Source organism: Pseudomonas sp. NPDC085632 (assembly GCF_044541255.1).
In the GTDB taxonomy this organism is placed as follows: Bacteria; Pseudomonadota; Gammaproteobacteria; order Pseudomonadales; family Pseudomonadaceae; genus Aquipseudomonas.
The window spans coordinates 30,888-55,542 of record NZ_JBITSX010000037.1 but is presented as its reverse complement, the minus strand read 5'-3'; the positions used below and the strand labels follow the sequence as shown (position 1 = coordinate 55,542).

The 24,655-nt window shown below is 60.3% G+C and carries 19 protein-coding genes and 1 pseudogene; 9 read left to right on the top strand and 11 right to left on the bottom strand.

Annotated elements, in window-relative coordinates:
* Positions 1-32: 32 nt before the first annotated feature.
* The 3 genes from ribA to ACIF4X_RS20875 are packed head-to-tail and all read left to right on the top strand — an operon-like array spanning position 33 to position 1,869.
* Complete coding sequence (gene ribA / locus ACIF4X_RS20885) at positions 33-650, top strand: GTP cyclohydrolase II (RefSeq protein WP_053124247.1); 618 nt, start codon at positions 33-35, stop codon at positions 648-650.
* Positions 647-1,066 (top strand): MFS transporter, encoded by a 420-nt coding sequence (locus ACIF4X_RS20880; protein WP_397483566.1) that lies wholly within the window; start codon positions 647-649, stop codon positions 1,064-1,066. The genes ribA and ACIF4X_RS20880 overlap by 4 nt, the downstream gene beginning before the upstream one ends.
* Positions 1,066-1,869, top strand: coding sequence for a cobalamin-binding protein (locus tag ACIF4X_RS20875; protein ID WP_397483565.1), 804 nt, complete (start codon positions 1,066-1,068; stop codon positions 1,867-1,869). Before ACIF4X_RS20880 ends, ACIF4X_RS20875 begins: the two co-directional genes overlap by 1 nt.
* Positions 1,870-1,883: 14 nt before the next feature.
* Here the strand turns inward: ACIF4X_RS20875 and ACIF4X_RS20870 are convergent, their stop codons facing one another.
* The 4 genes from ACIF4X_RS20870 to ACIF4X_RS20855 form a co-directional block, all read right to left on the bottom strand.
* Positions 1,884-3,770: a TonB-dependent receptor domain-containing protein gene (locus tag ACIF4X_RS20870; protein WP_397483564.1), complete on the bottom strand. Its 1,887-nt coding sequence runs from the start codon at positions 3,768-3,770 to the stop codon at positions 1,884-1,886.
* Positions 3,771-3,910: 140 nt separating this feature from the next.
* Complete coding sequence (gene dxs, locus ACIF4X_RS20865; protein ID WP_397483563.1) at positions 3,911-5,809, bottom strand: 1-deoxy-D-xylulose-5-phosphate synthase; 1,899 nt, start codon at positions 5,807-5,809, stop codon at positions 3,911-3,913.
* Between the two features lie 91 nt (positions 5,810-5,900).
* Positions 5,901-6,788: a (2E,6E)-farnesyl diphosphate synthase gene (gene ispA, locus ACIF4X_RS20860; RefSeq protein WP_397483562.1), complete on the bottom strand. Its 888-nt coding sequence runs from the start codon at positions 6,786-6,788 to the stop codon at positions 5,901-5,903.
* Positions 6,785-7,027: an exodeoxyribonuclease VII small subunit gene (locus ACIF4X_RS20855; protein WP_397483561.1), complete on the bottom strand. Its 243-nt coding sequence runs from the start codon at positions 7,025-7,027 to the stop codon at positions 6,785-6,787. The genes ispA and ACIF4X_RS20855 overlap by 4 nt, the downstream gene beginning before the upstream one ends.
* A gap of 355 nt (positions 7,028-7,382) precedes the next feature.
* Here ACIF4X_RS20855 and ACIF4X_RS20850 point away from each other — a divergent pair, with 355 nt between their 5' ends.
* The 6 genes from ACIF4X_RS20850 to ACIF4X_RS20825 are packed head-to-tail and all read left to right on the top strand — an operon-like array spanning position 7,383 to position 17,578.
* Positions 7,383-8,174, top strand: coding sequence for a YfaP family protein (locus ACIF4X_RS20850; protein ID WP_397483560.1), 792 nt, complete (start codon positions 7,383-7,385; stop codon positions 8,172-8,174).
* A 48-nt stretch (positions 8,175-8,222) separates the two neighbouring features.
* A complete protein-coding gene (locus ACIF4X_RS20845) occupies positions 8,223-9,935 on the top strand; it encodes a DUF2138 domain-containing protein (protein ID WP_397483559.1) in 1,713 nt (570 codons plus the stop codon).
* On the top strand, positions 9,920-10,570 hold the full coding sequence (locus ACIF4X_RS20840; RefSeq protein ID WP_034153738.1) for a DUF1175 domain-containing protein: 651 nt from the start codon (positions 9,920-9,922) through the stop codon (positions 10,568-10,570). Before ACIF4X_RS20845 ends, ACIF4X_RS20840 begins: the two co-directional genes overlap by 16 nt.
* Positions 10,567-15,141, top strand: coding sequence for an alpha-2-macroglobulin family protein (locus ACIF4X_RS20835; protein WP_397483558.1), 4,575 nt, complete (start codon positions 10,567-10,569; stop codon positions 15,139-15,141). The genes ACIF4X_RS20840 and ACIF4X_RS20835 overlap by 4 nt, the downstream gene beginning before the upstream one ends.
* Position 15,142: 1 nt before the next feature.
* Complete coding sequence (locus tag ACIF4X_RS20830) at positions 15,143-16,762, top strand: DUF2300 domain-containing protein (protein ID WP_397483557.1); 1,620 nt, start codon at positions 15,143-15,145, stop codon at positions 16,760-16,762.
* 3 nt (positions 16,763-16,765) lie between these two features.
* Entirely contained in the window at positions 16,766-17,578 is an 813-nt protein-coding gene (locus ACIF4X_RS20825) for a YfaP family protein (protein WP_397483556.1), read from the top strand.
* Between the two features lie 24 nt (positions 17,579-17,602).
* Here the strand turns inward: ACIF4X_RS20825 and ACIF4X_RS20820 are convergent, their stop codons facing one another.
* The 7 genes and pseudogenes from ACIF4X_RS20820 to ppa all read right to left on the bottom strand — a co-directional run bounded on the left by ACIF4X_RS20820 (position 17,603) and on the right by ppa (position 24,550).
* Positions 17,603-18,037, bottom strand: coding sequence for a hypothetical protein (locus ACIF4X_RS20820; RefSeq protein ID WP_397483555.1), 435 nt, complete (start codon positions 18,035-18,037; stop codon positions 17,603-17,605).
* 62 nt (positions 18,038-18,099) lie between these two features.
* Positions 18,100-18,657 carry a hypothetical protein gene (locus tag ACIF4X_RS20815; RefSeq protein ID WP_397483554.1) on the bottom strand — a complete coding sequence of 186 codons (558 nt, stop codon included), beginning with the start codon at positions 18,655-18,657 and terminating at the stop codon, positions 18,100-18,102.
* 127 nt (positions 18,658-18,784) lie between these two features.
* A complete protein-coding gene (locus ACIF4X_RS20810) occupies positions 18,785-19,960 on the bottom strand; it encodes a GGDEF domain-containing protein (protein ID WP_397483553.1) in 1,176 nt (391 codons plus the stop codon).
* A gap of 189 nt (positions 19,961-20,149) precedes the next feature.
* Positions 20,150-21,721: pseudogene (locus ACIF4X_RS20805) on the bottom strand (DUF2875 family protein); the annotation flags it as partial.
* A gap of 133 nt (positions 21,722-21,854) precedes the next feature.
* A complete protein-coding gene (locus ACIF4X_RS20800) occupies positions 21,855-22,592 on the bottom strand; it encodes a hypothetical protein (RefSeq protein WP_397483552.1) in 738 nt (245 codons plus the stop codon).
* Between the two features lie 460 nt (positions 22,593-23,052).
* Positions 23,053-23,799, bottom strand: a complete 747-nt coding sequence (locus ACIF4X_RS20795; protein WP_397483551.1) for a helix-turn-helix transcriptional regulator — start codon at positions 23,797-23,799, stop codon at positions 23,053-23,055.
* A 223-nt stretch (positions 23,800-24,022) separates the two neighbouring features.
* Positions 24,023-24,550 carry an inorganic diphosphatase gene (gene ppa / locus ACIF4X_RS20790; protein ID WP_003205933.1) on the bottom strand — a complete coding sequence of 176 codons (528 nt, stop codon included), beginning with the start codon at positions 24,548-24,550 and terminating at the stop codon, positions 24,023-24,025.
* Positions 24,551-24,655: the final 105 nt, after the last annotated feature.

Sequence of the window (24,655 nt, the reverse complement as noted above, 5' to 3'; positions counted from 1 at the left end):
ATTTTCAGACTCTTTAGATCAGGAGCACACCGGTGCCTGTCGTCTTTGTCGCCGCTTCCAAGCTGCCAACGCCTTTTGCGCAATTCACCATGCACGGTTTTCTCGATGAAGCCACCGGCCGCGAGCACGTTGTGCTGAGCCTCGGTGAATTCACAGACGGTGCCCCGGTACTCGGCCGTTTGCACTCCGAATGCCTGACCGGCGACGCCTTGTTCAGCCAGCGTTGCGACTGCGGTTCGCAACTCGAAGGCGCCCTCAAGGCCATCGCCCGTGAAGGCCGTGGCGTGTTGCTTTACCTGCGCCAGGAAGGTCGCGGCATCGGTCTGCTGAACAAGATCCGTGCCTATGAATTGCAGGACGGCGGCGCCGACACCGTTGAAGCCAACGAACGTCTGGGCTTTGCCGCCGACCAGCGTGACTACGCCATGTGCCTGCCGATGCTTGAGCATCTGGGCGTTAAATCCCTGCGCCTGATGACCAACAACCCGCGCAAGGTCAAAGCCTTGACCGATATGGGCATTACCGTCGCCGAACGCGTGCCGCTGCACACCGGTCACAACCCGCACAACAAACTCTACCTGGCAACCAAGGCCAGCAAGCTCGACCACATGATGGGCAACGAGCATCAGGGCGAGGTTGATCGCGCGTGACGCGGGGCCAGGTGCGGCGCCGGTTGTCGGTTGATTGGTGGAAATACCTCGCGCTGGCGCTGGTGCCGCTGTTCGTGCTCAACGCCTTGTTTGGTCAGGGCGAAGGAATTCTGCCGGTATTGGCGATGCCCTTGTTCATTGCCGGTGTGGCGTCGATGTTTGTCAGCCTGAAGTTTTTCGGCCGCTATAAACACGCGCTGATCGCCACGCATAAAGCCCTCGATACCCCGGATGAACCGGCCGCGTGGATTGCCCTTGCGGCGCGACGCCGTGCCGCTTTCCTCGCGGCAGCGTTGCCAGCATGGATCGGTGCGCTGGCGGTGTTTGTCGGTCTCGAAGCCGTACCGCTGATGTTGCTGGCGCTGTCCACGGCGGTGCTGTTCTACCTCTACCGTATCCCGCGTCAACTCGGCTGATGCGCCGTCTCTGGCTGGCGCTTCTGCTGCTGCTGGCCGTTAGTGGCCCTGTGCTGGCGCAACTGCGGGTGGTCAGCCTCGCGCCGTCGCTTTCTGAAATCGTTGTCGAACTGGATTCGGCTGACTTGCTGGTGGGCGTGCTGGATGCCGGTGAGCGTCCTGCGGCGATTGCCAACGTCCCCTCTGTCGGCCGTTATGGCCAACTCGACGTGGAACAATTACTGAGCCTCAAACCTGACCTGTTGTTGCTCTGGCCCGGCAGTGTGGGACCTGCACAGCGCGATCAATTGAAGCGTCTGGACATCCCGACCTTCGTCGCCGAACCGCATTCGTTAGATCAACTCTCCACGCAGATAGAAGCCATTGCCACGCAATTGGGCAGGCCTGAACGTGGGCTGAAACTGGCTACAGATCTGCGGCAAGCACTCACCGACCTACGCCAGCGCTATCACCGGGAAGTGCCGTTGCGGGTGTTTTATCAGGTGTGGGACAAGCCGCTGTACACCGTCGGTGGCGGGCAGATCATCAGTGATGCGCTTGAAGTGTGTGGCGCGCGTAATGTGTTCGCCGACCTGAGTCTACCGGCGCCGCAGGTGAGTATTGAGGCGGTGTTGCAGCATGATCCAGAAGTGATTCTGGCGGGGGATCAGGTGCAGCTGAATGCGTGGAAAACCTGGCCGCAGGTGGCGGCGGTGAAGCGGGGTAATCTGTTGCTGATCACCGACAAAGGCCTTGAACGCCCAAGCGGCCAAATGATCAGCGCCACCGCCAAGCTCTGCCAATTGATCGCGCCGGACAGGTAATCCTGTAGGGGATTTCAGCGGGTCTCGGGGGTCCAGGTGACGCCAAACATCCACACCCGACCTTCCTCGCGATAGCCATACTGGCTACCGTCATAGCTGTAATTCGCCCGGCTGTAGCCTTTGTCGAAAACGTTATCCACTTTCAGATCCAGCTTGATCTCGCGATTCAGCGCCCAACTGCTGCGCAAGCCGAACAGCGCATAACCACCCAGCGCCTGCATATTGTCCTTGTCGTCATAACTGCTGCTGACCGCCTGCCAACTGGCGCCGAGGCTGACTTGATCAAACTGGCGATCCAGATCCCAACTCAACGTGCGCCGCGCACGCCGGGCCAAAGTGTGCCCGGTATCGCGATCGCGTGGATCGATGATCGAAACACCAAGGTTGCTCTGCCAGTCGAACAGTTCCTGCTTCAGCGCTGCTTCGAATCCATTGATTCGCGCAGAGGCGACGTTCTCCGGGCGTGAGTTGCTGCCGACGATGATCGCGTCTTCCAGGTCGGTACGGTAAATCGACGCTTCCAGACGGCTGCTGTCGCTCAACTGGCTGCGCCACTGCAGCTCATAGCTTTTCGAGGTTTCCGGTTTCAGATCCGGGTTGCTGAAATCCGGGTAATACAGGTCGTTGAAGGTCGGCGCACGGAAGCCTTCGCTGTAGCTCAGCAACAGATCATTGTCCGGGTTCAACGGCAGGGTGAACGTGCCGCTCCAGGTGTTCTGGCTGCCGAACTGCTGATTATCGTCATGGCGCAGGCCCAGCTCGGTGGAGAAACTGTCGGCCTGATAACGATGCTGAATAAACGCGGCGCGGTTCCAGCGGCTGTCTTCGTCGAACGCGGTGCTGCTGTTGACCCGGTCTTCGTACCAGTCGCCGCCGAGGATCAAGCTGTTGCGCGCGTCCAGTGTCAGGTCGTTCTGCCAGTTCACCGAGTCGCGGTAGGTGTTGAACACCGTGCGCTCGTCGCTGAGCTTGTCGAGGGTCTTTTCGCGGTTCTCGGTATGGCCGAACTCGACGCGGGTTTTCCAGGTTTCGTTGACCCGGGCATCGACGTAACTGCTGACGCTACTGACGTTGAAATCGCTGTATGGCTGCTGCTGGTAGGACTGATCCGTCGCGAAGTCATATCTACCGAACGGGTTGTCGAACTCGCTCTTGCCACGGTTATCCAGCAGATTGGCGCCGATTTCGATGTCATTGGTCAGCGCATGGCTGAGGCTCAGGCTGACAGATTTATTGCGGTAGGCATCGTGATCGCCATCGCTCGGGTACGACTCGTGAGTACGGTCAATCCCGGCGGTTTCATCAAGGCTGGCGCCGAGGTTGAATCGGGTTTTCTCATCGCCACCGGACAAGCCGAGGCTGCGCTCCCACGTCTGGTTGCTGCCGAAACCAACGTGCATCCGTGGCTGCAAGCCCTGCTCAGTGCCGCGTCGGGTGAAAATCTGAATCACCCCGCCAATCGCATCGCTGCCGTAAATCACCGAACGCGAACCGCGCAGCACTTCCACGCGTTCGATCTGCTCGATGTTCAGATGCTGCAGATTGCTGTCACCAGACGTCGAACTGCCGATGCGCTGGCCGTCGACCAAAACCAGACTCTGCGCCGACTGCGTACCGCGAATGTAGATCCCCGGCAGGCTACCGCGCCCGCCGGCCTGCGCCACTTGCACGCCGGGTACGCGACGCAGCAGGTCTGGCACATCGCTCGGTTGCAGGCGGTCGATGTCTTCGCGGGTGAACACCGTGTTGGCGGCGCTGCTGTCGTTGCGAGCTTCGACCTGACGGTTGGCGCTGATCAGCATGTCGGGCAGCTTCAGGGCTTGGTCGCGTTCGAAGGTATCGGCGAGCGCGTTGGCGGCTGGCAGCAGGAAGAAGGGCAGGGCGAGGCGCGAGAGTTTCATGGCAATCCATGGTTTGTGCAAAACCCTGTAGGAGCTGCCGAAGGCTGCGATCTTTTGATTTTGCTTTTTTGGAAGGTCTGGAGCCGCCGAGAAGCAGGATCAAAGATCGCAGCCTTCGGCAGCTCCTACAGGGGGAACGCTTAGCGGTCGAGTAGGGCCAGACGCTCACGAATCGACGCTTCGATCCCGGCCTCGTCCAGTCCGCACTCGGCCAGCATCTGCGCAGGCTTGGCGTGTTCGACGTAGATGTCTGGCAAGCCCAGATGCAGCATCGACTTGAGGATGTTCTCACGTGCAAGGAACTCGCTGACCGCGCCACCGGCGCCGCCCATGATGGCGTTTTCTTCGATGGTCACCAGCAATTCGTGGCTGCCGGCAATCTCGCGCACCAGAGATTCATCAAGCGGTTTGACGAAACGCATGTCGACCACCGTGGCATCCAGCTTCTCGGCAACTTTCAGCGCCTCGGCCAGTTGCACACCAAACACCAGCAGGGCGACTTTGCTGCCCTGACGACGGACGATGCCCTTGCCGATTTCGATTGGCTCGAGGTCTTTTTCGATGGTTGCGTTCGGGCCGCTGCCGCGTGGATAACGCACTGCCGCCGGGCCGTTGTACAGGTGGCCGGTGGTGAGCATTTTGCGCAGCTCGTTTTCATCGCTCGGGGTCATGATGACCATGCCCGGGATGCAGCGCAGGTACGACAGATCGAAGCTGCCAGCGTGCGTCGGGCCGTCTTCGCCGACCAGACCGGCACGATCGATGGCGAACAGCACGTCGAGGTTCTGCACTGCAACGTCATGCACTAACTGGTCGTAACCGCGCTGGAGGAACGTCGAGTAGATCGCCACCACCGGTTTTGCGCCTTCGCAGGCCATGCCGGCAGCGAACGTCACTGCGTGTTGTTCGGCAATCGCCACGTCGAAATAGCGCAGCGGGAAACGTTCACTGAACGCCACCAGATCCGAGCCTTCTTTCATCGCCGGAGTAATCCCGACCAGACGCGCATCAGACGCCGCCATATCGCACAGCCACTCGCCGAACACAGCCGAGTATTTCGGCCCGCTGGCCTTTTTCGGCGCAGCGGCCGGAGCGTCCAGCGGTTCGAGTTTGGTGATCGCGTGGTAACCAATCGGGTCAACTTCCGCCGGGGCGAAACCTTTGCCTTTCTTGGTGACGATGTGCAGGAACTGCGGGCCTTTCAGATCGCGCATGTTGCGCAGCGTGGCGATCAGCGTGGGCAGGTCGTGGCCATCGATCGGGCCGATGTAGTTCCAGCCCAGCTCTTCGAACAGCGTGCCGGGGACCAGCATACCTTTGGCGTATTCTTCGGTACGACGGGCGATTTCCCAGGCGCCGGGCAGGCGCGACAGGACCTTTTTGCTGCCTTCGCGCATGCTCGCGTAAGTGCGGCTGGAAAGGATTTTCGCCAGATAATTCGACAGACCGCCGACGTTGCGCGAGATCGACATGTCGTTGTCGTTGAGGATCACCAGCATGTTGGCGTTCACTTCCGGCGCATGGTTCAGCGCCTCGAAGGCCATGCCGGCGGTCAACGCACCGTCGCCGATCACTGCGATTGCCTTGCGATCACTGTTCTGCAGGCGGGCGGCAATGGCCATGCCCAGCGCCGCGCTGATCGAGGTGCTGGAGTGGCCGACGCCGAACGTGTCGTACTCGCTCTCGGCACGGCGCGGGAAGGCGGCGATGCCGTCCTTCTGGCGCAGCGTGCCCATGCGCTCGCGGCGACCGGTGAGGATCTTGTGCGGATACGCCTGATGCCCGACGTCCCACAGCAGACGGTCGTCTGGCGTGTCGAAGACGTAATGCAGCGCGATGGTCAGCTCGATCACGCCCAGGCCGGCACCGAAATGCCCACCGGTCTGACCGACCGTGTAGAGCAATTCCAGGCGCAACTCATCGGCCAGGGTTTCCAGCTCGGCTTCGCCTAACCGGCGCAGGCCGTCCGGCGTATTCGCGCGGTCGAGCAGGGGCGTGGTCGGGCGCTTGCGGGGACTCTCATGAAACGTCGTGGGCATCAGGCGAATCGTTATAGGTATAGAAGATGCGGCAGTTTACCTGATGCATCGCCCCCTGCCCACGCGTTGGTCTTTTTTGGCGGATACGCCGTCAGTTGCGCCGCTCGACGATATACCGGGCCAGCTCGCGCAAGGGCTCGGCCGCCGCGTCAAACGGTCGCAGTGCGTGCAGGGCCTGATCGCGCAGCTCCAGCGCGTAGGCCTTGGCCGCATCGAGACCGAGCAGGGCGGGATAAGTCGGCTTGTCGCGGGCAATGTCGGCGCCCTGGCGTTTGCCGAGGGTTTCGGTATCGCTTTCGACGTCGAGGATGTCGTCCTGCACCTGAAAGGCCAGGCCGATGGCCTGTGCATAAGTCTGCAAGGCCTTGAGTTCATCCTTCTCGGCACGGCCGCTGGCCAGAGCGCCGAGTTTGACGCTGACTTCGATCAGCGCGCCGGTCTTGTGCCGGTGCATCTGTTCGAGGGCTTTTTGATCGAGTTTCAAACCGACCGAACCGAGGTCGATAGCTTGACCGCCGACCATGCCTGCCGGGCCTGCCGCCTGGGCCAGCGCGGTGACCATTTGCAGGCGGATGTCGCTGCTGCAGTCGCTCAGGCGCGGGTCGAGCAGGGCGCTGAACGCGAGACTCTGCAAACCGTCACCGGCAAGAATCGCGCAGGCTTCATCGAATTTTTTGTGGGTGGTCGGCTGGCCGCGACGCAGATCGTCGTCGTCCATCGCCGGCAAATCATCGTGCACCAGCGAATAAGCGTGGATCAGCTCAACCGCGCAGGCCGCGCCGTTGGCTTGTTCAGCCTTGCCACCGAGCGCTTCGCAAGCAGCGTAGGCCAGCAACGGACGCACGCGTTTGCCGCCGTTCATCACGCTGTAGCGCATGGCTTCATAAAGCCGTGCGAGTTCCGGCAGCGGTGCGTTGAACAGGCTCTCAAGCGCCACGTTGACCCGGGTCTGGCTGGTCGCCGTATACGCCGCAATCATTCTGGCTGTTCCGCGTCGAAGGGTTCCTCGGCGAGTTCGCCATCGCACTCCAGCAGCACCTGCACCTTCTGCTCGGCCTGCGCCAGCGCTGCCTGGCAGTCACGGGTCAGGCCGATGCCCTGCTCGAAAGCGGTCAGCGAGTCTTCCAGCGACAATTCACCGTTCTCCAGACGCTCGACCAATGTTTGCAGGTCGGCGAGGGACTGTTCGAAATCCAGTGCAGCTTTTTTGCGGGCCATGGCGGCGATTTCCGGTTGACGTTAAACCGGCGCGACACTAGCAGATAGGGGGTTTATGGGCAAATGAGCAGGGTGCGACCGGGCCTTTTTCCTGAGGCGATTCTGGAAGGCTGAAACCTATTCGGCTCATTTTGTGAGCCGAATAATCTCTCTATTCGGCTCACACCCCTTAAAAAGCAGGTTTCCTACAGCAACAGCACATGTATCCGATTGTTAAAAAACCGTCGAATCGCTAATCTTCGCGCCTTCTACGACCCCATAGTCACGGGTCTTTCAGACGAAACGCAGTTTTCACCGCTGTGAAGTACCGAGGATCGGGTGCAAGGTTTCGTTCAGGCATGGCAGGAGGCGTCACATGCGTTCATTTCTTTTGCTGCTGGTCGGGTTGGCCTGCGCGCCCGCGCTGCTGGCCGCGCCGAGTGCCGAGTTGTCGGAACCTGTGGGCGGCTGGCGCTATCACGGCCTGCTCGATCGCACGGAAAACCCGCAAGTCGCCTACCCGACGCCGCCAATCGATCGCGGCATCCAGCGCAATCGCACGATGATCCAGGGCCAGCTCAAGGCCATCGGGCACATGCGTCCGCCGCATAGCCTGGCGGTGAATGGCAATCCACTGAATCTGTACACCGACGACGAGGGCCGTTTCGCCCGGCCGTACGCGTTCGGCGCCGGCTCCAATAGCGTCGAAGTGATCAGCGCCGAAGGCCAGTCGCTCAAGCGCGTGCAATTTTATGAAGCAAACAATTTGCGCACGCCGGCGCGAATTCGTCTTGTCTTGGGATGGGATGACCCGAAAGCCGAGCTCGATCTGCACATTGTCACGCCCGACGGCCAGCATGCGTTCTGGGCGCAACCGGCGCTGAGCAATGGCGGTGGTCTGGACCCGGATGGTGTCGATGGTCCCGGCCCGGAAATGTTCACCATGACCGCGCCGTTGCACGGCACTTATCTGGTTTACGTCAACTATTGGGGCAACTTCGGCAACGGCGGCTATAACTTCGAGGAGACCAGCAACCAGAACGAGGTGATCACCTCGCAAATCACGCTGGTGCTCAACGAAAACACCGTCGACGAAAAACGCGAAACGTTCATCGTGCCCCTGCGGGCGATCGGTGATCTGCTGCTGGTCAAGACTTTCAACTATTAAGCATTCCGCCACGGATGAAATCCTGAGCTTTGGGAAATGAGCGAGAAGATGAGCGATAACACTGTGACTTCGGCTGCCGACACGCCAGCGGCCAAACCTTCGCGGCGCTGGCCTTTGCTGCTGGCCGGGTTGTGCCTGGTGGCCGGCGTGGCGGGAGGTTTTGGCTGGCTGCTGCTCAAGCCCAAGGCGCCGCCGGCGGAACTGGCGAGTGACAAGCTTGGCCTGAGCCGTCCGGATGCGTTGCTGGAGACTCGCTCCCTGAGCCAGTTGCCAAAGGACCTGCTGACTGTGCCGTTCCTAAAGGCCACGCTGACCGAAGATTTCGTCTTCTATTACGAGACTCACGCGGATCGCCTCGGCTTGATCGGCAGCCTGCGCCGGATCATCTACGAGCATGATCTGAAGTTGCAGGACAGCCTGATCGAACAGCTTTTCGATCAGCCGGCTGACGTGGCGTTGTGGCGAGGCGCGGATGGTCGCCTGAAGGATTTCCTGCTGGTGATGGATCGTGGTGGGCTGGCGAAACTGCTCGAGCCGCTGGCGAAAGTCGCGCTGGATGACACGCAGCTCAGCCAGATGGGCGAACTCAAAGTCGGCGGCGATACTGTACCGCTGTACCAACTGACCTATAACGCCAGCAAAGCCCTGTTGTTCGCCTCCCACGGCGACAAACTGGTGGTGCTGTCCAATCCCGCCAAGTACTACGACCCGGAAAGCGGCGTGTCTGAAGAGTCCGGTCACGTCTCCCCACAAGCGCTGGCGGCGCTGCTCAATGGCGAAAAACTCTTTCCTGAGGCGTTCGGTCTGCCGGCGAAAACCGCGGAAACCAAGCAGCGTCTGTCGGTCAATTCCAGTGTTCTGGCCATGGGTTATCAGCGCTTCATCCCGAACTTCGCCGGGCTGCGCTTCGACATGGACGACAAGGGCTGGCACAGCTACCTCGCCATGGACGAGCTGGAAAACCAGCCCGACTTCGATTTCAAACCGGTCTGGCAAGCCATGCCACTCGGCGCCAGTGCCTGCGTAACCCTGCCGGTCGCGGCCGAACCGCAAAAACCGCTGTTGGTAAAACTTGGTGCCGAAGAGGCCGTGGCGCAGACCCTCACCGAACATGTGGCCGGCGCGGCAGGCCTGTGCTGGTACGCCGATTCGCGTTTGTACACCCCGTTGCTGGTGGCCAGTCTGAAAGACGAGGACAGCAGCAAGCTTGATGGCGACCTCGGCAAGCTGTTCGGGTCGATGGTCGGTGCGTTCGAGGCCAACGCCGACGAAAACGTCTTCCCGGTGGTCGAGAAGCAGGAAGGCCAAAACCACGTCTGGCAGCGTCAGGTCAGTTCCAACTTCGGCCCGTATGCGGCGAAGACGGCGGAAAACCCGGACGCGATTTCTGGCAAGGCGTTCATGAAGGTCAGCCTCGCCCGTCACGGTTCGACGCTGCTGTTTTCCCTCGACGACAAGCTCGTCGACAAGGCCCTCGGCACCCTCGACAAACGCTTCCCGCCGATGGCCGACGTACTGCCCAAAGGCGTGCTGATGCCGATCTACTTCGGCCCGGATTCGATGGCGCAACTGATGCAGCAGGAAACCCTCGACAGCCTGCCGCAGGACATGGAGCCGGTGTTCTACAACGCCGCGCAAACCTACCTGATTCCGAAACTGCGCACCCTCGGCGGCTATGGCAAATACGCGCTGACCTTGCCTGAAGGCAGCGAGCCCGACGGCCACTGGCAGTGGTTGCCGCTGGAATGGAAAGCGCTGTGACCGCACTGATCCGCAGCCTCGGCCTGCTTGCGCTGTTACTCAGTGCAGGCGCCCGCGCCGTTGAAGCGCCGGCGCTGGACCCTGCGCAATCCCAGGTGTTTCGCGCCTGGTTCGTGCGTATCGCCCAAGAGCAACTGAGCCAAGGCCCGAGCCCGCGTTGGTATCAGCAGGACTGTGCCGGGCTGGTGCGCTTTGCCGCCAACGAAGCGCTGAAAGTCCACGATGACAAATGGCTGCGCAGCAATGGCCTGTCCAATCGTTATCTGCCGCCGGAGCTGTCGCTCAGCGACGAGCAACGCAAGCTCGCCCAGCAATGGCAACAGGGCGGCGGCAAGGTCGGGCCGTACGTCAACGCGATCAAACTGATTCAGTTCAACAGCCATCTGGTCAGCCGCGACGTCTCGCAGGCGCGGCCCGGTGACTTGATGTTTTTCGATCAGGGCGACGACCAGCACCTGATGATCTGGATGGGCCGCTACATCGCCTATCACACCGGCACCACTACCCCCACTGACAACGGCATGCGTTCGGCAAGCCTGCAGCAACTCATGACATGGAAGGACACCCGATGGATACCCGACGCAGCCAACCCCAACTTCATCGGCGTCTATCGACTGAACTTTCTCTCCCAATGACCGGTGCCCGCATGTTGCGTATCTGCTCGCGAATTCCTTTGCTGCTGGCGCTGTTGCTGCCATTGGCGACCGTTAACGCCGAAGATTCGGTCGAGCCGAGCGGTTATACGCCGGTGTCCGGTGAGAGCTTTTTCCTCCTCGCCGACAGTAGTTTCGCGGCAGACGAGCAGGCAATGGTGCGCCTCGAAGCGCCGGGACGTGACTACCGTCGTTTCCGCATGGAACCGTATGGCGGCGCGGACATTCGTGTGTACCGCATCGACAAGCCGCTGGACTTCCTCAAGCGTCAGAAGAACCTGCACCGCGTGGTCAGTGACGGTCAGTTCAAGGGCGAAGGCCTGTCCAACACCCTCGCGTACCTGTGGGACAACTGGTATCGCAAATCCCGTCGGGTGATGCAGCGCGCGTTCTCCTATGAATCGCGCAAACAGGTCACCGAGGAAGTGCCGGAACTGAAGATGGGCAACGCCATGGTCGCGCCGACGCCGTACGACGCGCAGCCGCAATTTGCGCTGATTCCGGGTCTGCCGGTGGTCAGCCAGTTCCGTTATCCACTGTGGCAAGCCAAGCCGATTGAGCCGCCGGCCGGGGTCAATCTGGCCGGGTCTTCCAGCGATTTCGTCAGCGTTGCGCCGGGCAACGTCTATATCCCGTTAGGCAAGCTGAAGCCGGGCCTGTATCTGGTCGAAGCGCTGATCGGCAAGTACCGCGCGACCACCATGGTCTTCGTTTCCAACACCGTCGCGGTGAGCAAAATTGCCGGCGATGAATTGCTGGTCTGGGCCGCACGCAAACACGAAGGCAGCTCGGTGCCCAAGGTCAACGTGCTGTGGACCGATGGCCTCGGCGTGATGAGCAGTGGCGCCACTGACGCCGACGGTTTGCTGCGCCTGAAACACGTCAGCCCGGAGCGTTCGTTCGTGATTGGCGAGGACGAAGAGGGCGGTGTATTCGTCTCGGAAAACTTCTACTACGACAGCGAAATCTACGACACCAAACTCTATGCCTTCACCGACCGGCCGCTGTATCGCCCGGGCGATTGGGTGTCACTGAAAATCGTCGGCCGCGAGTTCAAGAATGCGCGGGATTCGGTGTTGCCGGGGGCGGCGGACGTCACGGTCAGCGTGCTCGATGCGACCGGTATCGAGCTGCAACACCTTGACCTGAAACTCGACTCGAAGGCCGGCACTCAGGGCCGTTTCCAGCTGCCGGACAACGCGGTAGCGGGTGGTTACGAGATCCGTTTCAACTACAAGGATCAGGCCTACAGCAGCGCCTTCCGTGTGGCGGAATACATCAAGCCGCACTTCGAGATTTCGCTGAACCTGGGCAAACAGGATTACCGCACCGGCGAGCCGGTGAAGGGCAGTCTGGTGCTGCTGTATCCGGACGGCAAACCGGTGGCCAACGCCAAACTGACCCTGAGCCTGCGTGCCCAGCAACTGTCGATGGTCGATAACGAGCTGCAATACCTCGGGCAATTCCCGGTGGAACTGACCAGCACCGAACTGACCACCGACAGCAAAGGCAACGCGAGCCTCGACCTGCCGGCCGCCGACAAGCCGAGCCGCTACATGCTCACCGTGTTCGCCAGCGATGGCGCGGCGTATCGGGTCAAGACCACCAAGGAAATCCTCATCGACCGTGGCGCCGCGAGCTTCCGTCTGAGCGCGCCGCAACGCTTCAGCGCGGTCGGCGACAAGGTTGCGTTCAGCTACGCCAACGAGGGCGGCACCGAGCAAAGCAAAGCAGTGACGCCGAGCACGTATGGCTGGGTGCGTCTGGAAGACCAGAGCACCGGCGAAGGCAAACTGGCGGCGACGGATAAAGGTTTCAGTCTCGCTTTCGAACGTCCGGGCACCTACAACCTGACCTTGAAAGATCAACACGGTCGCGTGCTCGGTGCCACCGGGCATTCGGTCACCGGCGACGGCGTCAAAGCGGTGCCGGGCACCGTGGAAATCGTCCTCGACAAAGCTGAGTACAAGGCTGGTGATGAAGCGCTGGCGCTGATCACTTTCCCTGAGCCGGTCAGCGATGCTCTGCTGTCGCTTGAACGCGACAAGGTCGAAGCCACCGCGCTGCTGGCCAAGGGTGGCGACTGGTTGAAACTGGAAAAACTCAGCGACACCCAATATCGCGCGCGCATCCCGGTGAAGGACAACTTTGCGCCGAACCTGACCTTCTCCGTGCTCTACACCAAGGGCGGTCAGTACAGCTTTCAGAACGCCGGGATCAAAGTGGTCGCGCCGCAAATCGACGTAGCGATCAGCACCGACAAATCGGTGTATCTGCCGGGCGACACGGTCACGGTTGACCTGACCACGCAGTTCGCCGGCAAAGCGGTTCCGGCGCATCTGACGGTCAGTGTTGTTGACGAAATGGTCTATGCGCTGCAACCGGAAGTCGCGCCGACCATCGACCAGTTCTTCTATCACCCGCGCCGCAACAACGTGCGCACCAGTGCGAGTCTGTCGTTCATCAGTTACGACGTCGCGTTGCCGGGCAGCCCCGGCGCGCCGGGCAAAGCCAACCGCAGTGAGCGCGGAGTTAAAGTGCTGGAGCGACCGCGTCGGGAAGACGTTGATACCGCTGCGTGGCAACCGGAGTTGTTGACCGGTGCCGACGGCAAGACCCGCTTTACCTTCAAGATGCCGGACTCTTTGACCCGCTGGCGCATCACTGCTCGTGCCATCGCCGATGACGGTCAGGTCGGGCAGAAGAAACAGTTCGTTCGCTCGGAAAAACCGCTATACCTGAAGTGGAGCGGCCCGAGCAAATTCCGCAAAGGCGATCAGCCGCAACTCGGCGTGTTCGCCTTCAGTCAGGCCGAGAAACCGGTCAAGGCTGAACTGGTCACGCACTACGCTGGCGCCGAACAACGCCTGCCGGTGACCTTGAACAACGGCATCAACTACCTGCCGCTGCCGGCGTTCGCCCTGGCTTCCGGCGAGTGGACGGCGGAGTTGGTGCAGGACGGCAAAACCGCCGACTCCCTCGCGGTGCACTTAAGTGCAACCGGTGACGGCTGGCAAGTGACGCAGACGCAAAGCCTTGATGTCGCCAGTGGCGACACACCGTTGAGCCTGCCGGCCGACGCCACGGACATTCGCCTGCGTCTGGATGACAGTCCACAAGCGCTGTTCCGTTCGGCGCTCGATGATCTGCTCAGCTATCCGTACGGCGGCGTTGAACAGACGGCCAGTCGTTTGCTGCCACTGAGCATCGCCTATCCATCGCTGGCGTCGAACCCGCAGATACGCGATCGCTTGCGCCTGATCATGCAGAACAGCCGTCTGCGTCTGGTGCAAATGGCCGGGCCATCGGCAAGTTTTACCTGGTGGGGTTACGACGGTGAGCCGGATGCGTTCCTCACCGCCTACGCCTATTACGCCGACTGGAATGCCAGCCAAGTGTTGGAGCTGACCTTGCCACCGGAGCACTGGCAGCGGGTGCTGGAGGTGTACGCCAAGCAAGCGCCGAACACGCCGTTGCTGCAACGGGCGCTGATTCTGTCGTTCGCCAAGCAGATGCATTTGCCGGTGAACACGTTGCTCAGCGGTTTGATGGAGGATCTGGCCAAGGCGGGTGAGGGTAACGCCGAGACGCTGATGGACGACGGCGAAGACAGCCTGGTAATGAGTGATCCGGATTCGGCGCTCGGTCTGGCAGCGGCGCGGGTACTGACCGCAGCGCTGGCCACGCAGTCGAAGGTCTCCTTGCCGGAAGCGTTCAATCGTCAGGTGGGCGCTGCGCAACAGCGGCTGTCGGTCAGTTCGCAGCCGTTTGCCGAAGCCTTGAACCTGTCGCTGCAAGCGTTCGATCAGGCCCGTGCGCAAGCGTTACTGCAACGTCTGCTGCCACAGCAATCAACCCTCGAACGTGCGTTGGCGCTGACCTGGCTGCAACGCAGCATCGCCCAGGCGTCGCCAACCATCGCGCTGATGCCGGGTGAAGGCTGGAAGAAAAACTACAGTGCAACCGGTGAGATGTACTGGACCTGGCAAGGCGCCACTCCGGTGCCGAGCGTGCTGACCGTATCTGGCACACAAGAGCGTCCGCTGCGCGCGGCGCTCAGCTTCCAGACCCAGCAACCTGCGGTCGATCCGATGGCCGTGACCATCACCCGTCGCCTGTCGCGACTGGTGCCGGGCGACGAAGCGTTCACCTTCAAACTGGAGCCGATCGGCACCAAACCGCTGTCCAGCGACAGCCTGTATCTGGACGAAGTGATCCTTACCAGCAAAGCACCGAAACCACTGCGCTACGGCATGCTCGAAGTGCCGCTGCCACCGGGCGCCGATGTCGAGCGCACGACGTGGGGCATCAAGTTGCAGGGCAAGGACGGCACCGAACCGACTGCGCTGGAGAAGGCGCGTTTCGAACCGGGCCAGTTGGCCTACGCGGTGCCGGTCGATGCACTGAGCGGCGAATTGCGCCTGCGCCACTTGGTGCGCTTCTCGCAGAAAGGCCAGTTCAACCTGCCACCGGTGCGTTTCAAGCAGGTCTACGCGCCGCAGCATCAGGCCCAGGAAGCGAAAGCCGCCCTCGGTCAGGTCACGGTCAACTGACATGAGCCGGCCGCTGCTATGGCTGCTGATGTGTGTAATTCCTGCGCTGGCGACGGCGCAGGATGAGCCGTTGCGCGTGGCGTACAAGGGCGAGTTGTTGTCGTTGAGTCAGACGCAACTGATCGCCCGTGAACCGTTGCCATCGTCGCTGGACACGCCGCTAGGCAGTCTGTGGAAGTTGTTTGTTTACGCGTGGCTGGTGGACAGCGGCGCGCGGGAAGCGGCCTATGAATGTCGCGGACAGTCGAAGGAAGAGGTTTATTGCTGCTCGGCGGGCGGCAGGATCGAGCGTGATCAGGCGTTGGTGAAATCCTGCGGGTTGTATTTCGAGCCTGCGCGGCTGGGTATTGCGACGGCTGATTGGAGAAACTATTGGCAGGCGCGACAAGCGCCGTCGTGGTTGCTGGATTTGCCGTCGGTGCAACCGGCTCAACGGGTTTCCGTGGTTGAGTTGCTAAGGGTCCTGGCTGCTTTGCCAGCGCAGGCTCAGGCCCGTCGAGTGCTGCTCGACGTGGTGCTGAACGCGGCGGACGGCAATGTCGTCGGTGAACTGGGCGGGCGTCTGCGGGTGAAAACCTGGAGCTGGCTTGGCGATCAGGATCCGCAGTCTCGGCAGGGTGGTTTTGCTGGCTGGACAGCTGATGGCTCGCCGGTCTGGGCAGGAGGCCGCGGCACCAGTCAGATGGTTTTGCGCCATTACGGTCAGGCACTGGCGACGGTGTTGCCAGCGGCATGGCCGGCGGAAGCGGGGCGTTGTGTTGAAGTCGGATTGTTCTCGCGCTATCGGGTTTCACGGGTTTTGACCGGTGAGCAGGTCATGGCTTCCGGCCCATTGCAAGGCGATTACCGCGTCGAATTCGCCAACGGCAACGCGCTGGATATCCACAGCGACGGCGAACTGTTTCTGCTCAACGACAAACTCGTCGCAAGGCTTGATCGCGAAGAATACGTCGCCCGCGTGCTGGAACGTGAAGCCAAACCCGAACCCGCCGAAGCGGCCAAGGCTTTGGCCGTAGCGATCCGCACTTATCTGCTGCAAAACGCCACACGCAACGGCGACTGTCTGAGCATCGACGACAGCAGCAATCGCCAACGCGTGGCGCCGCGCCCGGCCTCCTCCGAATCACGCAGCATCGCTGCGTGGACGGCCGACCTCGTGCTGGCCGGCAGCACCGTCACCTATCACTCCGATCAACCCGGCCCGGACAAACTCGCCTGGCAACAAGCCGTCGAGCAAGCCAATGCCGGTCAACGTTACGACGCGATTCTGCTGCACGCTTATCCGCGCGCCAGCCTCAGTCGTTGGGACAACCCGGTCGCTTCCTGCGAAGCGCTGCCCGCCGCGCAAGACTGGTTGCAGAAACAGCGACGCGGCTGGCGTCCGAAGCTGGAAAGCGAAACCGGCTACAACGAAGTCAGCACATTCGCCGTGTGCAAACTCGCCTTCGGCAGGCCCTTCGTCGACCGCGAACGCCAACGCATCTACGTGCGCGGCGTGCTGACCCTGCAGGATCGCCTCGACCTGACCCACGAATATCTGCACCTGGCCTTTGAAGCACACCCCAATGGCCAGGATGAAACCTACATCGAAGGGCTTGCCCGTCACCTTTTGCTGGAATAGACCATGACACTTCGTTATCCACAGGTCTTGCTGCTGCTTTGCACGTTGACCGCGCTCTCGCCGGCCATCGCCGCTGACAGCGTCAAGCTCGACACCCCGGTCGGCGGCTGGCGCAGCGGCGCACCGGAAGGCGAGGGCGAAAGTTTCCGCCAGACCGTCAACTACCCGGCCTCGTCGGTCAACACCCCGGTCGGCCAGGCCAACACCGCGCGCATCAGCGGCGAGATCAAAGCTGCGCGGAAGGACAACGAACCCGGTCGGCTGATCGTCAACGGCGTGAGCATGCCGCTGAAAATCGACGACAGTGGCCGCTTCGACCGCCCGTTTTCCTTCCCCAACGGCAGTAACAGCGTCGAAGTGCGCAGCCCCGACGGCCAGCAACGCCACCGCACGCAATTCCTCAACACCAGCGGCGGCGCCACCCCTGCCAAACTGCGCGTGTTGCTGGCATGGGACAGCGACGGCACTGACCTCGACCTGCACCTCGTCACCCCCGACGGCGCGCACATCTGGTACGGCAACCGCACCGCCGCCAACGGCGCCGCGCTCGACGTCGATGTCACCACCGGTTACGGCCCGGAAATTTTCGCCATGCCGGCGCCGATCAAGGGCCAGTATCTGGTGTATGTGAATTACTACGGCGGTGGCTATCGCGGGGATGAGGATGGCGGCGATGAGGCGGTGCAGCCGCTGACCACGGCGCAGGTGACGGTGATTACCGAGGAGGGGACACCAAGCGAGAAGATGGAGACGTTCCTGATCCCGATGCGTGCGGTGGGGGAGCTGACGTTGGTGAAGTCGTTCAGTTATCCGTGAGCCGTTACTTGTTCAGGAGCAACATTAGAAACCGGGCGGAATGTAACCGGGTACGAACGGAACGTTGATGCATTTGCCATGAATGATTTTTCCGTCCTCGATCCTGAACAGTACGATCTTTTTGGCTTTATTGACGGTGGCTTCCAGTTTGCAATCAGAGCTATGGCCGACCGTATCGTAGTACTCGGTGTACACCATGCCGTTGCCGGTGTGATTCATGGAAGTACCGGCCGCTTCAGTGGTGGTCCAACTTGAGGACTTGAACCAAGTCAGGACGGCCAGATTTTCGCCGTTGGCAGCGGTCTGTTTTTTCATTGAGTCGGGTTTGCCGAACAGATCGAGTGCTTCCTGAACATCCCGTCCTTCCCAGCGCGACTGTGCAATCAGGTGGCAGCCATTCACCATTGATACTGTGGCTGTCATCAGCAGCGTCAGTAACGTTTTAGTCCATTGATTCATCATGACTCCCGATGTCATGTGCGATACGAAATAGCGCGCTGCAGCGTTAAGCCGTCAGGCTGTTACTTGTTGCCCAGTATCGAATCGAGGTTGTCCATCATCTGGCCTTTTTCCTGAATAGGTGCCAGTTTGAAGAACATTTGCTGCATGCCCTGAATCATCTGCAAGTGCTCCATCCTGCCCACGGCAATCATGTCTTTTTTCTCCGCAGAGCAAACAAAAGCAAGGGCACGCTGCACCCAGAACTCCTTCGGCTGCTGCCATTGTTCGTTCACTTTCAGGTGCCGCAGCATGTAGGCAATTCGATCCACCGACTGGCCATTAACAAACCGCAGCTTGTTGGTCTTGCACTGAACTTCCAGGTTGTAGGCATCGATCATTGGCTTGCCCGGCTCTTCATACACCAGCGTCACCGCCAACATCTGCGCGCCCTTGGTAAGTGTCGACGGCACTACTGAAGTTTTGTCGGCCACATACATGATGTTTTTGTGCGGGACGCCGCTGCCGTAAATGATCCACCAGTCGCCGACGGGGTTCGGTTCTTCTGCTGACACTGAAGTAGCCGTCAAGAGTGCAGTCAGTAGAGCGAGGGATTTACTCAGGTTGAAAAACGGTGACATGGTGCTGCTCCATTCCTTGGCGCTTTTGTGAAGCACAAAAACAGAATGGAAATTTAGTGGCGGGTGCCGATAGGGGCAATTAGGGCGGATGTGCTAATGGCTTATTGAAATGGTCGTTTGTTGAGCATCAATTATCGGTAAGGCTCAGGTACATCGAACGCAACGTCTGCACGCGGTTGCGCCCCTGATCCTTGGCGCCGTACAGCGCCTGATCAGCTTCCGAGAGCAGGCGTGACAGGTCATGACCGGATTCACGGGTGGTCACCACGCCGATACTGACACTAAGCAATCCGGGCTCAAGAATCGACAATTGCGAGAACGAACGACGGATCCGTTCGGCAATTTCCAGTGCAGTCTGTTCATCGCAATCGTTGAGCAAACAAGCAAATTCCTCACCGCCGATCCGCCCGCAAACATCTTCCTTGCGCAGGCTCTCGACCATGATCCGGCCAAACGCAATCAACGCCTGATCCCCAACGGGATGGCCAAAGGTGTCATTCAGACGCTTGAAGTTATCCAGGTCGCACAGCAACAACGCTGCCGGTTCCCCGTATTGCTGACTTTCGGCAAGCAACTGCCCGGCGTTCATCATGAACGCGCGACGATTGCCAATGCCCGTCAGCGGATCGCTGAACGCCGCCGCTTTGAGCTTGAGCTCTGCACGCTCCTTGACCATCGCCAGCGTGATGTAGGCAATGCCGATGACATACAGCATCGACTCGAACAGCATGAACGAGAAAAACGGCACGCCCTCGCCACTGCCCAGAAGCGCCTTTGTCACCGGCAGCCCTTCATCGGTCGCACTGCGAACGGCGTAGAACACCGTGTGCAAAACGGTCAGCACCAGCGCCGGCATAAACGCGACGTCCAGGGTGTGGCGGCTGCGCCAGAGCTCCAGCGTGGTCAGCACGCCGTAACCGAATGCCAGCAAGGAGTAGATCAGAACCCGATTGGGCATCGACTCGTAGAAGGCGGGAATCAGGCACAAGGTCAGCCAGGCGAACGCCCCTGCCAGAATGCCGGACACTGACGGCTTGCGCCCGACCAGCGTACGCATGGCCGTCCAGTTCATCGCTGCACTGAGCAATAGAACAACATTGCCGAACACAATGGGAATGAAGTCGACCCCTCGATCACGCCAACTGACCAATACCACGCCCAAGGCGCCAAGCAGCATCATGCTGCCGAGGTACGCCAGTGGCGGCTCGCGGGTTTCGCGATACCAGGCGTGCAGCGTCAAAAGCCCCATCAAAAAGAAGACGAAGACTGAAACGACCAGCAGGGTCGGGATATGCAGGGCCATTCCATGGATTCCCGTGAGGCTCAATACCGGAATCCGGCCGGGGTCGGGGATGCGGGTAAAAACAGAGGGCGGTGACAGGGCGGGATTTAGCACCGAGCCATTGCAATTGGCAAGTGTCGGTTGCCGAATGACACAGCGGAACCGCCTAAAGGCTCACGCCGTATCCGCGGTTCACGGGGCTGAATAGGGACTGGCGGAGGATGGCATCAAGGTGACGCTGAAGTGCTCGTTGCCCACCGGTTTCTTTCCGGGTGTCGGGGAGGTTACGGCGATGATCATTGCCTGATCCTGACGCCGCATCGGCATGACCACGCTGGTGTCGGCATTCAAGTAGCTGGCCATCGTCGCGAGCGTGAGCCCGACAAAAGGTGAAGCCGAGCCAGTGTCACCCAAGCGCTGAGTCAGGTCGTAACCCGCGCGCGAATCGAGCAGGTTCAGCGAACTGTGTGCTGCGTTGAGCGCCGGCAACAGCTGCGCCATTGCCGTGGCGTTCGAGCCACTGTCGAAGAACAGCCGGGTGGGCTTTTGCGCGAGCCCGGCCGTGGCCTCTTTCCAGCCAGCGGCCAGTTTCAGCGTCATGGCCTCACGCTTCAGCGATTCACCATTATCCGGCCGCCGCAGCGACACGCTGACCGGCCGATGTAGCCTGGCCAGTACCGGCAGCGCATCCCATTGCTCGAACGCACGCTGGGTCCAGGGTTGAGGAATGAACGGCGAGGGCTGAAATGCCACGGCGGGTTTGCGCACTCCCCAACCGTTGAACTCCGGATCGATTCTGTTCTCGTTGATCCTGGCAAACTGAGCGTAGTAACGCAGCCATTCGACGCGCTCGGGGCGGCCGACGACCATGGCGACCATCGAGTCGGTGAGTTCACCGGGCTTACGCGGCCCGGGTCCACCAATCAGCGGCGCTTTTTTTGCCGAGAGGGCAAACGACATGCTGAAGCCCTCCACGTTGTAGATCAGTACGGCGGGGAGGTCGGGGTTTTGCTCGAACAACCGGAACAACTCTTCCAACAGATCTTCTGGGGTGTCGTTGCAGACAATGCCGTCTTGCAGATTGCGCACGCGATGCCAGTGCAGGCCCGCTTCCGTGCGGTAAGCGTTGACCATGCCTGAGAGCATTTTTCGGGTTCTTTCTGCAGAGAAGCGCAGGCTCGGTGTATCAGGATTCCAGCCACGCACGACCGTGATGGTCGGGATGGGCCATTTCTCCACGAAGTCGCGTAAACCCAGTTCCAGCGCATCAGCCTTGCGCTTGTCGTAGGCCATGTCCTTGTCGTCGCTATCCACCGGATATTTTCCTGGATCAGTCGGCAGGATGCTGCCAGCGTGCTGGGATTCGGCGTGTTTTGTATTCTGCTCCTGCAAGGCTTTCCAGACCTGACCTTGCCGGAATACGTCGAGACTTATGCCGACGGCGAGCACATCGAGAGTGTCCAGACGGGGCGAAGTGGCTGGCGCGCGGTAACGGGCATCCACGGGCATGGCTGTCGCTTCGTTGGCCGAGGTATAGGGCGTGACGGCGGAGGTCGGACTGGCAAAGCAACGGCTGAGCGTCAGCGGTTGTTCAGCCGCGCGAGCCAGCGGGCTGGTCAGGAAAAAACCGACGATAAGCAGGCAAGCAGGATTGAGATGAGTGCGGTTTTTGCGTTTGCGACGCAAGCAGGCCTTGCCGTCATCGTCGGCGCGCAGGCTGATGCTGGCCAGGGGGAGCAATGGGGCGATACAGAATTTCTTTGCCAGAACTGCGTGAGTCATCGTGCATTTCTTCCTTGAAAGTTACCCCGTTGGTCGCTAGGAACAGGGGTGACTGCCTGACCTTTCCCTTTGATCCCCGCCCATGATGACCTTTGTGCTGCGGCAAGGTCATTACATATCTGCACGCGGCCGCTTATTGACGGTGCGCCTCAAATACGTAGGGGTTCCCCGGGTCCGGGAAGTGCAACAGGTACTGCGCAACCGGCGTTTTACCATCGGACAGCCGATAATCCATTTTCAGACCGAGAGGGTTGTTTTCCAGCTCTGGACCCAGATAGGAGTTGTCCGGATAACTGAACTGGTTCTGCGGCGCCCTGCGAATGCCTGCACAGGACGCAAACAGCGGCGGTAGTGCGTAAAGGTGTTGCTCGTGTACCAACAACACATGAGTGTAGCGAACACCGCGGCCACTGCTCACATACTGCATCTCGACGCACGTCGAGGTGCCATGGCGCCAGACCGTGGCCGACGCCAGATTTTCCGGGTCGACGGGATCATTTGTGCGCCATGCCGGTGGCGCGAAGTTGCTGGCGTCGCGCAGCAGCCAACGCTGCTCCCCAATCGTCAGGGCCACGCCATCGAAGACAATCTCGGGTATGCCTTTGGGCGGGCTGAGAGCCAGGTCTTCGGGGGCGCTCCACTGCGCCTGGTCATAACGTTCAAACGCTGGCCGCATGGCATTGACCCAAAGGCAATGCCTCGGTGATTCCGAGCAGGGCATGGTCAGTTCAATTCCGGGCCCCGTAAACAAGTTGCTGCCCAGCGACTCGTAAAAAGCACGGTAATCGGTGAACTGCACCGGGGCTGCCTTCGCCAGAAAGGACAGGCTCGCGCCAATAAACAGGCTCAGACAACGGGTAAGTTTGCTCATCGATGCCCCTTGGCGCCGGATGCCTATTGATGTCATCGGAAATGACGGCATGCAAATCGTTTTTTCGATGGCGGCGGTGGACGGATACCTGTGCGAATAACGTGGGACGGGTTTATTTCAGGCATTAAAAAGCCGGCTTGTGGCCGGCTTCTCGGGGACTGGCTTGGCCTATTTTTGGTAAGCCTTGCCAGCCTTCAAAACGTACATCCGGATCTGCGTCCGGCTGTGGGACTTGGCCAGACGTTGGTCTGCCGCGTCGGGCGCTGTCTGAGCCGCGGGGCGGGTCGATGCGCAAATGTGGGGCGCAGGATACTGAGTTTTGCTTGGGATTCCCAGCCTGAAGTGCGGGTTAGAGCGACTTCTGCGCCAGAAAACCGGGATTTGTACCAATTGTCCGGGCCTCTTCGCGAGCAGGCTCGCTCCCACAGGGATCGATGTTTGCCGAGAGAACGCACCGTTTCTAGAGAAACGGCACCACCGGCCGCCGCTTGCTCACCGTCGACCACCAGAACACCCATCCCAATATATGAATCCGTTGCTCCTCGATCTGCGCCGGGCGGAACACTTCGTCCGGGTATTCGGCGCTGTTGTGGCTACGCAGGCGCAGGCCGTTGCCGGGCATGCGGTGCAGGTATTTGATGCGCAGCATACCGTCGTGTTCGATGGCGTAGATTTCACCGTCCACCACTTGGGTCAGGCCGCGATCGATGGCGACAACGGAGCCGTCCTCGATGCGCTCGGCCATGCTGTTGCCGATCATGTGTGCGCAGATGGCGTCGGCGGGGCGGATCTCCAGTTGATCAACGTGTGCCCGCAGCAGGCGGATGGAGAGTTCCGGATCCTGGATAACGTGGGTTTTGTCGGAGCCGTTGGTCTGTGGTGTTTCTTTGAAGAAGGCCAGTTCGATGTCGTTGGGATGGATGAATCGGTAGGCGCCCTGTGGGTCGTGGGCGTCAAAGCTGTCGCCGTTGCTGGCAGGTGGAGTCAGGCTCGGCAGCTCTTTTATGCCTTGGCCGGTTTTCAGCCATTCGCTGTTGACGGACAGCAGGCGTGAGACTTCTTCCATGCGATACGCCGGGACGCCCCGGGTGTACCAGTTGTGGACATTTTGGGCTTCCGTGCCCCAGAACTTTGCGAAACCCGTCGTCGAGATGTTCGCAGCTTCCAGGAGTGCCTTGAATCTTGGACCGCTAGTGTTCTTTCTCATAAACACGGAGTCTACGGCCGTGCCAGAGCGGTTTGAATAAACCGGACGTTCAAAAACGGGCTGAATTTTGCGACGGGATGTAAGACGATCTTGTGGGAAATTACACAGGCTAAAACTTTTCTGTAGTCCGTCATAAACGCTCTGTTTAAGACAGCTTTTCCCGAGCACAAAAAACCCCGGATCAACCGGGGTTTTCTTCAAGCCTCACGCGTAGCGCTGGTGCTTAGCCTTTGTAGGCGGCAACCGACTTGGTGATCGCTTCGCGGGCGGCGTCTGCACCGGCCCAGCCTTCGATCTTGACCCATTTGCCTTTTTCGAGATCTTTGTAGTTCGCGAAGAAGTGCTCGATCTGCTGGATCAGCAGTGGCGGCAGGTCGGTGTATTCCTTTACATCGACGTACAGCTGGGACAGCTTGTCGTGTGGTACCGCGATGACTTTGGCATCGCCGCCGCCGTCGTCGGTCATGTTCAGGATGCCGACTGGACGCGCGCGGATCACCGAGCCTGGAGCAACCGGGTAAGGGGTCACAACCAGCACGTCGAGGGGATCACCGTCGTCAGCCAGGGTGTTCGGGATGTAACCGTAGTTGGCCGGGTAGAACATTGGGGTGGCCATGAAACGGTCAACGAACAGGCAATCGCTGTCTTTGTCGATTTCGTATTTGATCGGCGCGTGGTTGGCCGGGATCTCGATCGCGACGTAGATGTCGTTCGGCAGGTCTTTGCCAGCCGGAATCTTGCTGTAGCTCATTGGGCGTTGCCCCCGTAGTTGACCAAAAACACTTGGCCGGATTGACCAAAAAGTGGCGGCGATTATAGGCATATTCTGCCGTCTACGCCATGTACCGAAAGTCGT

Bases quoted from the DNA above. Each gene is read 5' to 3' on its own strand.
- ACIF4X_RS20875 (WP_397483565.1), top strand. From the start codon at position 1,066: ATGCGCCGTCTCTGGCTGGCGCTTCTGCTGCTGCTGGCCGTTAGTGGC.
- ACIF4X_RS20870 (WP_397483564.1), bottom strand. From the start codon at position 3,770: ATGAAACTCTCGCGCCTCGCCCTGCCCTTCTTCCTGCTGCCAGCCGCC.
- dxs (WP_397483563.1), bottom strand. From the start codon at position 5,809: ATGCCCACGACGTTTCATGAGAGTCCCCGCAAGCGCCCGACCACGCCC.
- ispA (WP_397483562.1), bottom strand. From the start codon at position 6,788: ATGATTGCGGCGTATACGGCGACCAGCCAGACCCGGGTCAACGTGGCG.
- ACIF4X_RS20855 (WP_397483561.1), bottom strand. From the start codon at position 7,027: ATGGCCCGCAAAAAAGCTGCACTGGATTTCGAACAGTCCCTCGCCGAC.
- ACIF4X_RS20850 (WP_397483560.1), top strand. From the start codon at position 7,383: ATGCGTTCATTTCTTTTGCTGCTGGTCGGGTTGGCCTGCGCGCCCGCG.
- ACIF4X_RS20845 (WP_397483559.1), top strand. From the start codon at position 8,223: ATGAGCGATAACACTGTGACTTCGGCTGCCGACACGCCAGCGGCCAAA.
- ACIF4X_RS20840 (WP_034153738.1), top strand. From the start codon at position 9,920: ATGGAAAGCGCTGTGACCGCACTGATCCGCAGCCTCGGCCTGCTTGCG.
- ACIF4X_RS20835 (WP_397483558.1), top strand. From the start codon at position 10,567: ATGACCGGTGCCCGCATGTTGCGTATCTGCTCGCGAATTCCTTTGCTG.
- ACIF4X_RS20830 (WP_397483557.1), top strand. From the start codon at position 15,143: ATGAGCCGGCCGCTGCTATGGCTGCTGATGTGTGTAATTCCTGCGCTG.
- ACIF4X_RS20825 (WP_397483556.1), top strand. From the start codon at position 16,766: ATGACACTTCGTTATCCACAGGTCTTGCTGCTGCTTTGCACGTTGACC.
- ACIF4X_RS20820 (WP_397483555.1), bottom strand. From the start codon at position 18,037: ATGAATCAATGGACTAAAACGTTACTGACGCTGCTGATGACAGCCACA.
- ACIF4X_RS20815 (WP_397483554.1), bottom strand. From the start codon at position 18,657: ATGTCACCGTTTTTCAACCTGAGTAAATCCCTCGCTCTACTGACTGCA.
- ACIF4X_RS20810 (WP_397483553.1), bottom strand. From the start codon at position 19,960: ATGGCCCTGCATATCCCGACCCTGCTGGTCGTTTCAGTCTTCGTCTTC.
- ACIF4X_RS20800 (WP_397483552.1), bottom strand. From the start codon at position 22,592: ATGAGCAAACTTACCCGTTGTCTGAGCCTGTTTATTGGCGCGAGCCTG.
- ACIF4X_RS20795 (WP_397483551.1), bottom strand. From the start codon at position 23,799: ATGAGAAAGAACACTAGCGGTCCAAGATTCAAGGCACTCCTGGAAGCT.
- ppa (WP_003205933.1), bottom strand. From the start codon at position 24,550: ATGAGCTACAGCAAGATTCCGGCTGGCAAAGACCTGCCGAACGACATC.